Genomic DNA, 13,446 nt, shown 5'->3' with positions numbered 1-13,446 from the left:
GAGAACGATGCACATCGACCCCCACGCCGACCACGTGCTCGAGGGCGACAACTCGATGTACGCAGGCCCCTCCGGGCTCGTCGTGCCCGTCGTCACCCGCGGCGGCCTCGAGACCGGCCGCACCGGCCAGTCCGAGGGCGCCCACCGCATCTCCGGGGTGAGCCCGCAGCACACCCCGGCCACGAAGATCTGGTACGGCCAGGTCAGCAACGAGGCCGGCTTCCGCTCGGTGCCCCACCACCACGGCGAGGCGGAGACGGGCGGCTTCGTGCTCCGGGGCCGCGCGCGCATCTACTTCGGCGAGCGCTACGAGGACTACGTCGACATGGAGGAGGGCGACTGGGTCTTCGTCCCCCCGTACATGCCCCACGTCGAGTGCAACCTCGACCGCAACAAGCCGCTGACGTGGATGACGTGCCGCACCCCGGACAACATCGTCGTCAACCTCGAGCAGGTCGCCGACGCCGCCCTGCGCGACTGGATGGACCGCCCGTGACCGCCCCGGAGCAGCCCACCTCGCGCATCGTCACCGACGCCCTGACGCTCACGCCGACGGAGCCGGAGCTGTTCGACCTCGCCTTCACGGCGATCACGCAGCCCTGCCCGTGGCCGAAGGCGTACGGCGGCGACATGGTCGCGCAGGCCGCCGCGGCCGCCGCCCGCTCGGTCACGGACGGGAAGTCGATGCACTCGATGCACTCCTACTTCATGCGGCCCGTCGACATCGGCGCGGAGATCCGCTACGAGGTGGAGCTCCTGCGCGACGGCCGCGGCTACTCGACGCGCCAGGTGCGCGGCATCCAGAACGGCAAGGTCGCCTACGTCTGCCTCGCCGGCTTCGCGGCCGGGGAGGCGGGCGGCACCCACGCCGTCCGCCCGCCCACCGACCTGCCGTCGCCGGACGAGCTGCCGTCCTCCGCGGCGTACCTGGCGGGGGAGGAGCCGGGGAACGGCACCACCATGACGGCGGAGTCGCGGGCCTACTGGTCGGGCGGCCGGAGCTTCGACATGCGGCACGTGCCGGGGCCGGTCTACCTGCGCGTCGAGGGCGAGCAGGTGCCCCACCAGGCGATCTGGATCCGGCCGTTCGACGCGCTGCGCCCGGTCGAGGGCCTGACCGACGCCCAGCGCGACCTGGCGGCGCTGGCCTACGCCTGCGACTACACGATCCTCGAGCCCGTGCTGCGCACGCTCGGGCTGCCCTGGGCGCAGCCGGGGCTCGTCACGGCGAGCCTCGACCACGCGATGTGGTTCCACCGCCCACCGACCGGCGCTTTCGACGGCTGGTTGCTCTATGCCCAGGAGGCGGTCGCGGCCGACGATGGTCGCGGCACCGGACTGGGGCGCTTCTTCACCGCCACCGACCACCTGGCCACGGTCGTCCAGGAGGGCATGATCCGATCAGGACAAGGGACGTGACATGACCGCTCCGACGCTCCACCCCACCCTTCAGCCCAGCCTCTACGCCGACACCTTCGCCCGCGACCAGCTGCCGCCCGCCGAGCTCTGGCCGGCGCTGGAGTTCACGACGGACGAGCTGCAGTACCCCGACCGCCTCAACGCCGCCGTCGAGCTCATCGACGTGCCGGCCGCCCGGTGGCCGGACCGCATCGCGCTGCGCACGCCCGCGGGCGAGACGTGGACCTACGCCGAGCTCCTGACGCGCGCCAACCAGGTCGCGCAGGTGCTGACGGAGGACCTCGGGCTCGTCACCGGCAACCGCGTGCTGCTGCGCTCGCCCAACAACCCCTGGACCGTCGCCGCGTGGCTGGGCGTGCTCAAGGCGGGCGGCATCGCCGCCACGACCTTCGCGGCGCTCCGGGCGCGGGAGCTGCGGCCCATCGTCGAGAAGACGCGGCCGACCCTCGCGCTGGCCGACCACCGCTGCGCCGACGACCTCGAGGAGCTGCGCGCCGACGTGGCGCCCGACCTGGAGATCGTGACGTTCGGCGGTGACGCCCCCGACGACCTGGTACGCCGCTGCGCCACCAAGTCCGGGGAGTTCGCCACCGTCGTGACCTCCGCCGACGACGTCGCGCTCTTCTGCCCCACGTCGGGCAGCACGGGCGTGCCGAAGATCTGCACGCACTTCCACCGCGACATCCTGTCGATCGACCACACCTTCGGCCGTCACGTGCTGCAGCTGCAGCCCGACGACGTCGTCGCCTGCACGGCGCCGTTCGCCTTCACGTTCGGGCTGGGCATGCTCGTCGTGTTCCCGCTGCGGGCCGGGGCGTCGGCCCTGCTCACCGAGGGCGCCCCGCCGCCGGTCATGGCCGACCTCGTCGCGGAGCACGGCGTCACGGTGCTGGCGACCGCACCCACGGCGTACAAGCAGATCATGGGCGCCGGGAAGGTGCAGCGGCTCGCGGGCCTGCGGGCCGCGGTGAGCGCCGGCGAGCACATCCCGGCGAGCACGTGGCAGCGCCTGCACGACGCGCTCGGGCTGAAGGTCATCGACGGCATCGGCGGCACGGAGATGCTGCACATCTACCTCTCCGCGGTCGGCGACGACATCCGCCCCGGGGCGACGGGACGTCCGCTCCCGGGCTACCGCGCCACCATCCTCGGCCCCGACGGCGAGGAGGTGCCCCCGGGTGTCGAGGGCCGGCTGGCGGTGCGCGGTCCGGTGGGCTGCCGCTACCTGGCCGACGAGCGCCAGGAGCGCTACGTGCTGAACGGCTGGAACCTCACCGGCGACACCTTCACGCGCGACGAGGACGGCTACTTCTGGTTCGCGGCGCGCACGGACAACATGATCGTGTCCGCCGGCTACAACATCGGCGGACCCGAGGTCGAGGCCGCCCTCGACGACCACCCCGACGTGCTCGAGTCGATGGTGCTCGCCAAGCCCGACGACGCCCGCGGCTCCATCGTCTGCGCGTTCGTCGTGCTCCGCGACGGCGTCCCCGCCGACCACGACACCGTCGTGCGGCTGCAGGACCACGTGAAGCAGACGCTCGCGCCGTACAAGTACCCCCGCGAGGTGCGGTTCATCGACACCCTGCCGCGCAACGCCAGCGGCAAGCTCCAGCACTTCGCGCTCCGCGCCCGGCTCGCCGAGGAGGCCGCCGCTACCGCGGACGCGGCCCCCGTCCCGGCCGGCTCCTGAGAGGACCTGACATGAAGATCGCGATCATCGGCGGGGGTCCCGGCGGGCTCTACCTCGCCGCCCTCGTCAAGCAGCTCGGCCCCGACCACGAGATCACCGTCTGGGAGCGCAACGCCCCCGAGGACACGTTCGGCTTCGGCGTCGTGTTCTCCGACGAGACCCTCGGCGGCATCGAGTCGGCGGACACGGCGGTCTACGCCGCGATGGAGAGCGGCTTCGCCCGCTGGACCGACATCGACGTCGACGTCGACCACCACGAGTTCACCGTGGGTGGCCAGGGCTTCGCGGCGATGAGCCGCAAGGAGCTCCTGGCGATCCTCCAGGAGCGCGTGGCCGGGCTCGGCATCGACGTGCACTACCGCACCGAGGCGCCCGACGTGGCCGAGCTGCGGGAGACCCACGACCTCGTCGTGGCCTGCGACGGGCTCAACTCGCGCGTCCGCGATCGGTACGCCGACGTGTTCGGCCCCGACCTGGACCGGCGCGACAACAAGTACATCTGGTTCGGCACCGACAAGGTGTTCGAGGCGTTCCAGTTCATCGTGCGCAACACGGAGCACGGCACGATGCAGATCCACGGCTATCCCTACTCGGACGCGGGCTCGACCTTCATCGTCGAGATGCACGAGGACGTGTGGCGGCGCGCCGGGCTCGACGCCACCGAGCACGAGGTGTTCCCGCCGGGCGTCTCCGACACCTACGCGGTGGAGCGCGTCCGCGAGCTCTTCGCCGACGTGCTCGACGGCCACGAGATCCTCACCAACAACTCGAAGTGGATCAGCTTCACGACGGTGCGCAACGAGCGCTGGCACGACGGCAACCTCGTGCTGCTCGGCGACGCCGCCCACACCGCGCACTTCTCCATCGGCTCCGGCACCAAGCTGGCGATGGAGGACGCGCTCGCCCTGGCCGCGTGCCTCCACGAGCACGCCGACCTCGAGACCGCGCTCGCGGCGTACGAGACCGAGCGCCGGCCGGTGGTGGAGTCGACGCAGCGTGCCGCGCAGGCGTCGCTGGAGTGGTTCGAGCAGATCGGAATGTATGCCGACCAGGACCCCGCCCAGTTCGTCTTCAACCTGCTGACGCGCTCGCGGCGCATCACGTTCGACAACCTCCGCGAGCGCGACGAGCGGTTCGCGGCGCAGATCCAGGCGGCGTTCGCGGAGCAGGTGGCCGCTGCGGGTCCGGCCCGTGACGGCGCGACGCCGGCCATGTTCCAGCCGGTGCGGATCGGCGAGCTCGAGCTCGCGAACCGCGTGATGCTCTCGCCGATGGACATGTACTCCGCCGTCGACGGCGTGCCGCAGGAGTTCCACCTGGTGCACCTCGGCTCGAAGGCGCTCGGCGGCGCCGGCATCGTCATGGCGGAGATGACCTGCGTGTCGCCCGAGGGTCGGATCACGCCCGGCTGCCCCGGTCTGTGGACCGACGAGCAGCGGGACGCGTGGGCGCGGGTGACGTCGTTCGTGCACGCGCAGAGCCGCGCGAAGATCGGTGTGCAGCTCGGCCACTCCGGCCGCAAGGGCTCGACCCGCCTCATGTGGGACGGGATCGACCAGCCGCTCGAGACCGGCAACTGGGAGGTCATCGCTCCGTCGGCGCTGCCGTACGGCGAGGGCTGCCACGTGCCGCGCGAGGCGACCCGGGCCGACCTGGACCAGGTGGTGGCCGACTTCGTGGCGGCGGCCCGCCGGGCGGTGGACGCCGGGTTCGACCTCATCGAGGTGCACGCGGCGCACGGCTACCTGCTGTCGTCGTTCCTCTCGCCGATCTCCAACCGGCGCACCGACGAGCTGGGCGGTCCGCTCGAGAACCGGCTGCGGTTCCCGCTCGAGGTGTTCGACGCGGTGCGGGCGGCGGTGCCGGCCTCCATCCCGGTGACGGTCCGCATCTCGGCCACCGACTGGATCCCCGACGGCAACACCGCCGACGACGCGGTCGAGATCGCCCGGGCGTTCGTCGCCCACGGCGCCGCGGCCATCGACGTCTCGTCGGGCCAGGTCGGCAAGGAGGAGCAGCCGGCGTTCGGGCGGTCCTACCAGACGCCGTTCGCCGACCGGATCCGCCACGAGGTGGCCGCGGCCGCCGGCGTGCCGGTCATCGCGGTGGGTGCGATCTCGTCGGCCGACGACGTGAACTCGATCCTGCTCGCCGGGCGCGCGGACATCTGCGCGCTGGGTCGCACGCACCTCTACGACCCGAGCTGGACCCTGCACGCCGCGGCGGAGCAGGACTACCGCGGCGACGGGGCGCCGTGGCCCGTGCAGTGGGCGGCCGGTCGCCGTCGGCCGCCCACGTCCCGCACCGACCGGGTGCCGCCGCGGCTGTCGCTGCTGCGGGCGGGCGCCGACGACGGAGTGCACGTGCGGTGGACGCCGGTCGCTGCGCCCGTGCCGGTCTGAGCCGTTCGTGGAACCTGGTCACGAGGTCCCCGTCGCCGTCGGGTCGACCCGCTCCCGCGTGGAGTGGATCGACACCGACGCGGCGGGGATCTACCACAACAGCACCGTCGTGCGCTGGGTCGAGGCGGCGGAGGCCGAGCTGATGCGTGCGCGGGGGCTGTCGGGCTACTTCCCGGCGGCCCCCCGCGTGCGGTACGAGGTCGACTTCCTCGCGCCGCTCTTCTTCGGCCAGGAGGTCGTCACGACGGTGACGGTCGTCCGGGTCGGGCGGTCCTCGATGCGCCTCGAGTTCGAGGTGCGGGGCGAGGAGCACGACGGCCGACCGGCGTACGTCGCGGCCCGCGGCGCCTACGTCACCGTGCACCTCGACCGGAGCAGCGCCGACCACGGGACCGGCGCGGCCGCGGCGCCGTGGCCGGCTGACTGGTTGGAGCGGCTGGGCGTCACGGGGCGGTAGGTCGGGCGGGTTCGGGCCGGGCCTGGCTGGGCTGGGCCGGTCCGGGCCGGGCCGGGCCGGGAAATGTGCGGCTGGGGCAGGTCCGGACCAATGCGAGGCGCACCAGCGTCCCAGTTCGCGGCCCGGCCCGGGGTGCCCGCTGGTGGCCCGACGCCGTAGCGAGCCCTGGTGGCGCGAGGGAGCTGGTCGCGCGCCGTACCCGGAGCTGTGAAGTGTGCGGCTGGGGCAGGTCCGGACCAATGCGAGGCGCACCAGCGTCCCAATTCGCGGCCCGAGTGGATGCGTCCTGGCCGAGCTCGCCGGCATCACTGCTAGAGCCGGGCCGGGCCGGGCCGGGAAATGTGCGGCTGGGACAGGTCCGGACCGATCCGAGGCGCACCAGCGTCCCAGTTCGCGGCCCGGCCCAGGGTGCGCACTGGTGGCCCCACGCCGTAGCGAGCCCTGGTGGTGCGAGGGAGCTGGTCGCGCGCCGTACACGGAGCTGTGAAGTGTGCGGCTGGGACGTGCCCGACCCGGCTGGAGCTGCACCGACGTCCCAGTTCGCGAGCTCGCTCCGCTTCCTCAGGACGCCAGCGTCGTCGACGGCGCCTGGCCGTGGGCCGCGCGGTAGGTCTGCGAGAACCGCCCGAGGTGGAAGAACCCCCAGCGGGCCGCGACCTCGGTGACCGTCGTCGACTCGGGCGAGCCGTCGAGCAGGTCGGCGTGGGCGCGGGCGAGGCGGGTACGGCGCAGCTCCTCCAGCGGCGTCGTGCCGCGCTCCCGCTGGAACGCCTCCTGCAGCGTGCGGGGGCTGACACCCACCTCGCTGGCCAGGTCGGCGACGCGCCACGGCCGCTCGGGACACTCCTCGATGAGCACGAGGGCCGCCCGGACGGTGCGCGACACGGGCGTGCTGCTGTCCGGTGCCGGGGCCAGCGTCGAGCTGTTCGGCTGCGCGGCGAGCAGGCCCGACACGATGACCTGCTCGAAGTGGCTCGCGGCCAGGGGGCTGCTGAGCACGCCGCGGCCCAGCTCGGCCTCGTCGCAGGCGAGGTGCACGAGGCGCAGCCAGCTGCGGATGGCCGGCGACCCGAGGTCGACGAGCGGGTCGAAGACGACGTCGGTCGAGCCGTCCGAGGCACCGGCCGCCGCCTCGACCGCGCGGCGCGGGAGGTGGACGAGCAGCTGCTCGCAGTCGGCCGACCAGATCATGTCGACGGGCAGCGAGGGGGAGGGCAGCGAGGCGTAGCCCCGGTTCGACGCCACCACCCGGTCGCCCACCTTGACCCGCGCCTGCCCCTTGAGGGGCACCTGCATGAGGTAGAAGTCCTCGAAGCGCCCCGGGGTGATCCGGACCTCGTCGCCGTAGCGCAGGTAATGCACGCTGATCCCGCCGACGTCGGCCGCGTTGTGGACCATCGAGAGACGGCCGCCGCGTTCGGTCAACGACAGCTCGTGCGGGCAGAACGATCGCCCGACCTCGGCACGTGCCTGGTCGAGGTCGGAGGTCGCCAGCCGGGTGTGGCGGGAGAGCATCTGCGCGGTCATGGTCACGCTCCTCGTGCGCGAGTGTGACCTCGATCATAACCGAGCCGTATTGCGTGCGCATTACGGTCGTCGAAGATCCGTGATACTTCCGGGTGGTCCAGGGAGCGGTCTCCAGCGCAGAGGAAAGAAAACGCGGACCGGCGTCCGCAGCCGACAAAGAGAACGCGGACCCAGGCCCGCGACACGCCGATGCCAGACCCGGATCCGTCCGCGTTTTCCTTCCCCGGGGCTCGGGCCCCGCGCACTTTCCTCGCCCGGCCCGCGCCGGTCCGCGTTTTCCCTGGCCCGGCGCCCCGTGCCAGGCTCCCGGGTCGTGGTGCCAGGCCTACGGAAACCCGTGGGCTCACACCACGACCCGGAAAGGGGGACCTCAGTGCCCCTTGAACGCCTCCTGCAGCCACCACGCGCCGCCGTCGCTCGCGATCTTCGCGTCGACGACCATCACCCCGCGGGGATCGGCCGCCCACGCGGCCACCTCCTCCAGGTCGGCCTCGGCGCGGACGGTGACGCCGCGGGCGCCGTACCCCCGCGCGACCGCCGCGATGTCGGCGTCGGGGAAGGTGACGGTGCCGAGGTCCGGGTCGCCGTGGGAGCCGTCGCCGAAGTGGTGCACCTCGGCGCCGTAGGCGGCGTCGTCGTACACCGCCACCAGCATCGGGATCCCCAGCCGCACGATCGTCTCGAGCTCGCTGATACCCATCCAGAAGCCGCCGTCGCCGGTGCCGACGACCGCGAGCCGGTGCGGCTGCGCGAGCGCGGCGCCGATGCCGCTGGCGAGGCCGAGCCCGATGGACTGGAAGGCCTGGGTGAAGCAGAAGCCGTTCTGGTCGGGGACGCGGAGGTACGTCGAGGGGTAGCCCATGAAGTTGCCGGAGTCGATCGCGACGACCCGCTCGGCCGGCAGGAGCGCGTCGAGGCCGCGGCTGAAGGCCCGCGGGTCGATCTGCTCGGCGGTGGAGACGTCGGGGGTGGGCGTGTCGTTCCACCAGCGGGCCTCGGCGAGCCGGGCGGAGACCTCGGCGGTGCGGTAGCCGGTCGACTTCGTGGTGAGCGCGTCCAGCACGTCCGCGGCGGTGGCGGCGCAGTCGCCGTGCACGCCGAGGTCGACCGGGCGGTGGGCGCCGAGCGCGGCGAGGTCGTCGTCGACCTGCACGACCTTGGCGGACGCGCCGATCAGGGAGCCGTGCCGCATGGTCCACATGTTGAGGGCGCAGCCCCAGCCGACGACGAGGTCGGCGCCGGCGATGAGCTCGGCGGTCAGGGGCGCGGAGAACCCGCCCGAGATGCCGAGGTCGAACTCCTCGCCGCGGAACAGCCCGTTGGCCACCGCGGACGTCGCCACGAGGGCGCCCGCGGCCGCGGCGAGGGCCGAGATCTCGGGCCCGGCCCCCCGTCCGCCGCGTCCCGCGACGAACACGGGGCGCTCGGCCGCCTCGACGAGCGCGGCCAGGTCCTCGACCGCGCGCCGCGCGGGCCGCACGGGCAGCGGGGCGGTGAGCGTCGGCGTACGGGCGTCGTCGGGAGCGGGAGCGGCTTGTACGTCGAGGGGCAGGTTGAGCACGACGGTGCGGCGGCCGTGCACGGCGGTGCGGTAGGCGCGCACGACGTCGGCGACGGCCGAGGCGGCGGAGTGCACGCGCTCGGGGACGGCGCCGACGCTGGCGACGAGGGCGTCCTGGTCGATGCGGAAGTTGGAGTTGACCGTGGCGCCGGCGGTGTCGGCGGCCAGCACGAGCATCGGGGTGCGGCTCTTGGCCGCCTCCCCGATGCCCGTGACGGCGTTGGTGAGCCCGCAGCCCTGGTGCAGGGACAGCACCGGGGGCAGGGCGCCGAGGCGCCCGTAGCCGTCGGCCATCGAGGCCGCGCCGCCCTCGTGGCGTGCCGCGGTGAAGGGGATGCCCGCGGCCCGGAGCGCGTTGGTGACGGCGAAGTTGCCGCTGCCGACCACGCCGAACACGTGGCCGACGCCCAGCTCGGCGAGGGTGGAGCCGACGAGGTCGGCGACGGTGCGGGTCACGGGGGTGCCTTTCGGTGCGGGATCAGGCGGGGAGGATCGCGAGGACGCGCGCCGGCGAGCCGGTGCCGCCCACGATCGGCAGGGGGGAGACGACGACCATCGCGCCGGTGGCGGGGAGCTGGTCGACGTTCTGGAGCTGGGTGAGGCCGTACTTGTCGGCGCCGAGCAGGAAGTAGTGCACGGGGAACGCCGGCTCCATGCCGCCGGCCTGGCCGGCGTCGATGCCGACGGTCTCGACGGCGAAGCCGGAGATCGGCGACGCCGCGAGCCACTGCGCGCCGGCGGGGGAGACGCCCGGGGGTGTGGGGGCCGTTGTCGTCGGCGTTGGCGAAGGCCGCGGGGTCGCCGCCGCGCGCGCTCCAGCCGGTGCGGAAGATCAGCCACGCGCCCTCGGGGAAGGGGCCGTTGTCGGCGACGTGCTTCTCGAGGTGCTCCGGCTCGAGGAGGAAGTCGGGGTCGGCCGCGACCTCGGCGGTGAAGTCGATGACGACCGCCGGGCCGACGAGCCGTGCCGGCGGGATGGTGTCGACGGAGTGGCCCTCGCGACCCGACGCCCAGTGCACGGGGGCGTCGAGGTGGGTGCCGGTGTGCTCGCCGGTGTGGATGTTGTTCCAGCCCCAGAACGGCCCGTCGTCGTCGAAGTCGCTCACCTTCTCCAGCGACAGCGGGATGGTGTTCGCGAACGGCGGCGGCAGCTGCAGCACCGGCGTGCTCGGCGACAGCGGCGCGGTGAGGTCGATGATGCGGGCCTCGCCGGTGGCGAGGGCGCTGAGCAGGGTGTCCACGGCAGTCATCGGTGGAGCCTTTCGGTGAGGGCGCGGGCCCGCGAGGCGAGCCGCTTGACGGGGGGTGGGGCGAGGAGCTGCTGGGCGACGAGGTGTCCGGAGCCGGCGCCGAGCCCGGGTCCGGGGTGGGTGAAGGCGCCGACGTGGAACAGGCCGTCCACGCCGGTACGGTGCCCGGTCGACGTGCCCGGGCGCCAGACGAGCGACTGGTCGAGCTCGGCCGCGCCGCCGTAGGGGTCGCCCTCGACGGCGTTCGCGTTCTCCCGCTGCAGCCGGGTGGGCGGCAGCGCGTGCACGCCGACGATGGAGGAGCGCAACCCGGGGGCGTGCTCCTCGACGCGGTCGAGCACGCGGTCGAGGTAGGCCTCGGTCACCGAGCCGTCCCAGCCGGAGCCGGTCGCGATGGAGCCGCCCGCGTCGCCGGTCGGCGCCCACGGCACCTCCTGCAGCTGCAGCCACAGCGTGGCCGCACCGTCGGGCGCCCGCGTCGGGTCGAGCACGGACTGCTGGCCGACGACGACCGTGGGCGCGGAGGGGAGGAGCCCCGCCTCGGCCTGGGCGCAGGCGACGCCGGTGGAGGCGGCGCCGTCGCTGACGTGCACGAGCGGGACGGCGTCGAGCCGGTCGTCCGACCAGCGCAGCGGGGCGTCCAGCGCGAGGTGCACCTGCATCGCGGCGCGCCCCGGCCGGTGCAGTGCGGCCGCCCGCCGACCGGCCTCGGGGGCGTCGGTGGCGAGCAGCTCGCCGTACAACCGCCCCGTCGACGTCGACGCCAGCACCGCACGGCGTGCGACGAGGCGCTGGCGGTCGGCTGCTCCGCCGAGCCGTACGGCGCGTGCCCGCCCCTCGGCGACCTCGATGCGCGTCACGGGGGAGCCGAGGTGCACGTCGACGCCGCGCTCGGCGAGGAGGGCGGCGAACGCGTCCACGAAGCGGCCGGCGCCGCCCTCGACCACGGGGAGCCCCGCGGCGTGCATGGAGAACGCCATCACCGGCAGCATCAGCCCGCCGGTGGCGTGGTCGGGGCCGAGCCCGGCGTGGAGCAGCCACGGCGTCCACAGCTGGTCGACCTCGTGGCCGACGAACCGCTCGCGCACGAGCCCGCGCCCGCTCTGGGCGCTGACCCGCACGAGCTCGCGCAGCCCGTCGACGCCGAGCCCGCGGGCCGCGCGGGCCCCGAGGCCCACGAGGTCCGGGGTCCGCAGCTCGGAGCCCAGGGCCCCGAACACGTGCGGCGCCCAGCTCTCGAGCTGCCCGAGCATGGCGGCGTACGCCGCGGCGTCGCCCCCGTCGGCGAACCCGGCCGCCGTCGTGGTCGGGTCCCGGTCGGCGACGACCGCGCCCCGCTCGGAGACCGAGGCGGTGACGGCGCCGTCGGTGTTGCAGTAGCGCAGCCCGTGGCGGTGCAGGTCGTCGCCGAGCACGCCGTAGGCGCCGCTGGTGACGAAGAGCGGGTGCCAGGAGCTGAAGGTGTCGTGGACGTAGCCGGGCGCGGTCAGCTCGTCGGAGGCGATGAAGCCGCCGAGCCGGTCGCGCTCGTCGACGAGCGCGACCGACCAGCCGGCTCCGGCGAGCTCGGCCGCGGCGACGAGGCCGTTGATGCCGGCCCCGATGACGATGGCGTCGTAGGTGCTCATCGGGCCAGTCTGGCGCGCAGCTTGCCGAGCACGCCCGCGTAGTCGCTCGGGTCGAGCGGCAGCAGCCACTGCTTGGCCTTGGTCAGCTTGCCGACGTTGAGGTCGAGGTCGTCGAGCGTCTCGTCGATGTTGTGCACGGAGAACGGGATGATGTTGGTGCCCCGGGCGTGCTGGCCGCGGGTGCGCTCGCGCATCCAGTCGAGGGTCTCCTCGGCCTCGGCGCGCATCGTCTCCTCGTCGGGCAGCGTGTGGCCGCCGCCCAGGTAGGACCCGATCCACAGGGCCGAGACCTCGGCGGAGAGCGGCGAGAAGAAGGACGAGTTGTAGCCCGCGAAGCTGAGGTCCTCGACGCCGATCGGGTGGATCTGGCGGTGCAGCAGGTAGTCGCCCTGGGCGTTGGTGAACCGCGCGACGACGTCGTCGGGCAGGAACGGGATCTCCTGCGTCCAGCCGGTGGCGGCGAGCACGACGTCGGCGGGGATGACGGTGCCGTCGGCGAGCTCGGCGATCGGCTTGCCGTCGCGCTCGCCGAGGCGGCTGATGACGATGTCGCGGTGAACGGTGATGCGGCCGTCGGCGACGCCCTCGAAGAAGCCCTCGGTGGCGAGCGAGACGGTGGAGCGGGCGATGTCGGCGAAGGTGCCCTGGGGGATGAGGTCGAGCTTCGCGAGCTTCAGCTGGCGGGTGGAGACGCCGCCGACGCTGCCGACCATCTGGTTCGCCAGCAGCGAGTCGCGGGCGTGGAGCACCTTCTCCATGCCGTTGACGGAGCGGTAGCGGAACAGCCCCTCGCCCAGGCGGGTCAGCATGAGGAACTTGTAGTTGAGCACGCCCTGCAGCTTGCGCGGCAGCTTCCACAGCAGCTCGCGGGCCACCACGGTGGTGGACGCGGCGACGGTGGAGACCTCGACGGTGATGTCGCAGGCCGACTTGCCGTAGCCGACGATGATCGCGTCCTTGCCGGCCACCTGGTCGAGGCTGTGGAGGTCGCCCGCGGGGAGCACCTCGCCGCCGACCTTCTCGAAGACGTCGCGGCCCTCCCACGGCGGCACGAAGGGCCGGGAGAAGATGCCGCTCGCGAGCACGAGGTGGTCGACGTGGGTCGTGACCGTGCCCGCGGCGTCGGCCGTCGTCACGTCCCAGCCGCCGCTCGGGGTGGGCTCGGCGGCGACGACCTCGGTGGACAGCCGCAGGTGGGGCTCGAGGCCGAACTTCTCGACGTACTGCTCGAGGTAGGCCTGCACCTGCGCCCCCGAGGGCCACTCGGGGTAGTCCTTCGGCATGGGCAGCTCGGAGAGCGCGTAGGTGCCCTTGTCGTTCTGGGTCTTGAGGCCGGGGTAGCGGCGGGTGGCGCTCCAGACGCCGCCGACGTCGGGGGTCTTCTCCCAGACGGTGACGTCGTGGCCGAGGGCGCTGAGCACGCGGGCCGACGAGAGGCCGGCGAACCCGGCGCCGACGATGCCGATCTTCTTCTTCGTGGGGCTGGGGGTGGGGGAGCTGGTCATGCTG

General features: G+C 73.5%; 10 protein-coding genes. 5 read left to right on the top strand and 5 right to left on the bottom strand.

The genetic code is table 11. From position 1 onward, the window contains the following. Positions 1-7 precede the first annotated feature (7 nt). Genes QE405_RS10710 through QE405_RS10690 form a run of 5 tightly spaced genes read left to right on the top strand, consistent with a single transcriptional unit; the run spans position 8 to position 5,971 of the window. A complete protein-coding gene (locus tag QE405_RS10710; RefSeq protein ID WP_307200531.1) occupies positions 8-496 on the top strand; it encodes a cupin domain-containing protein in 489 nt (162 codons plus the stop codon). After that, on the top strand, positions 493-1,419 hold the full coding sequence (locus QE405_RS10705) for an acyl-CoA thioesterase (RefSeq protein WP_307200529.1): 927 nt from the start codon (positions 493-495) through the stop codon (positions 1,417-1,419). Before QE405_RS10710 ends, QE405_RS10705 begins: the two co-directional genes overlap by 4 nt. 1 nt (position 1,420) lies before the next feature. Next, entirely contained in the window at positions 1,421-3,112 is a 1,692-nt protein-coding gene (locus QE405_RS10700; protein WP_307200527.1) for an AMP-binding protein, read from the top strand. Positions 3,113-3,123: 11 nt separating this feature from the next. Next, positions 3,124-5,514, top strand: a complete 2,391-nt coding sequence (locus tag QE405_RS10695; protein ID WP_307200525.1) for a bifunctional salicylyl-CoA 5-hydroxylase/oxidoreductase — start codon at positions 3,124-3,126, stop codon at positions 5,512-5,514. Between the two features lie 7 nt (positions 5,515-5,521). Then, a complete protein-coding gene (locus QE405_RS10690) occupies positions 5,522-5,971 on the top strand; it encodes an acyl-CoA thioesterase (RefSeq protein WP_307200523.1) in 450 nt (149 codons plus the stop codon). Between the two features lie 561 nt (positions 5,972-6,532). Here QE405_RS10690 and QE405_RS10685 read toward each other — a convergent pair. The 5 genes from QE405_RS10685 to QE405_RS10665 all read right to left on the bottom strand — a co-directional run bounded on the left by QE405_RS10685 (position 6,533) and on the right by QE405_RS10665 (position 13,442). Next, positions 6,533-7,498, bottom strand: coding sequence for an AraC family transcriptional regulator (locus tag QE405_RS10685; protein ID WP_307200521.1), 966 nt, complete (start codon positions 7,496-7,498; stop codon positions 6,533-6,535). Between the two features lie 370 nt (positions 7,499-7,868). Then, positions 7,869-9,515 (bottom strand): thiamine pyrophosphate-binding protein, encoded by a 1,647-nt coding sequence (locus QE405_RS10680; protein WP_307200518.1) that lies wholly within the window; start codon positions 9,513-9,515, stop codon positions 7,869-7,871. Then, a complete protein-coding gene (locus QE405_RS10675; protein WP_307200516.1) occupies positions 9,512-10,309 on the bottom strand; it encodes a cyclase family protein in 798 nt (265 codons plus the stop codon). The genes QE405_RS10680 and QE405_RS10675 overlap by 4 nt, the downstream gene beginning before the upstream one ends. Beyond that, complete coding sequence (locus QE405_RS10670) at positions 10,306-11,937, bottom strand: phytoene desaturase family protein (protein ID WP_307200513.1); 1,632 nt, start codon at positions 11,935-11,937, stop codon at positions 10,306-10,308. The genes QE405_RS10675 and QE405_RS10670 overlap by 4 nt, the downstream gene beginning before the upstream one ends. Next, positions 11,934-13,442 (bottom strand): flavin-containing monooxygenase, encoded by a 1,509-nt coding sequence (locus QE405_RS10665; protein WP_307200511.1) that lies wholly within the window; start codon positions 13,440-13,442, stop codon positions 11,934-11,936. The genes QE405_RS10670 and QE405_RS10665 overlap by 4 nt, the downstream gene beginning before the upstream one ends. Positions 13,443-13,446 lie beyond the last annotated feature (4 nt).

The sequence above is a fragment of the Nocardioides zeae genome (assembly GCF_030818655.1).
Taxonomy (GTDB): domain Bacteria; phylum Actinomycetota; class Actinomycetes; order Propionibacteriales; family Nocardioidaceae; genus Nocardioides; species Nocardioides zeae_A.
The sequence above is the reverse complement of the archived record's forward strand: the minus strand, read 5'-3'. Positions and strand labels throughout refer to the sequence as shown.

What these genes read in the sequence shown, in the direction of transcription:
- QE405_RS10710 (WP_307200531.1), top strand. Translation starts at nt 8, where the DNA reads ATGCACATCGACCCCCACGCCGACCACGTGCTCGAGGGCGACAACTCG.
- QE405_RS10700 (WP_307200527.1), top strand. Translation starts at nt 1,421, where the DNA reads ATGACCGCTCCGACGCTCCACCCCACCCTTCAGCCCAGCCTCTACGCC.
- QE405_RS10695 (WP_307200525.1), top strand. Translation starts at nt 3,124, where the DNA reads ATGAAGATCGCGATCATCGGCGGGGGTCCCGGCGGGCTCTACCTCGCC.
- QE405_RS10685 (WP_307200521.1), bottom strand. Translation starts at nt 7,498, where the DNA reads ATGACCGCGCAGATGCTCTCCCGCCACACCCGGCTGGCGACCTCCGAC.
- QE405_RS10675 (WP_307200516.1), bottom strand. Translation starts at nt 10,309, where the DNA reads ATGACTGCCGTGGACACCCTGCTCAGCGCCCTCGCCACCGGCGAGGCC.
- QE405_RS10670 (WP_307200513.1), bottom strand. Translation starts at nt 11,937, where the DNA reads ATGAGCACCTACGACGCCATCGTCATCGGGGCCGGCATCAACGGCCTC.
- QE405_RS10665 (WP_307200511.1), bottom strand. Translation starts at nt 13,442, where the DNA reads ATGACCAGCTCCCCCACCCCCAGCCCCACGAAGAAGAAGATCGGCATC.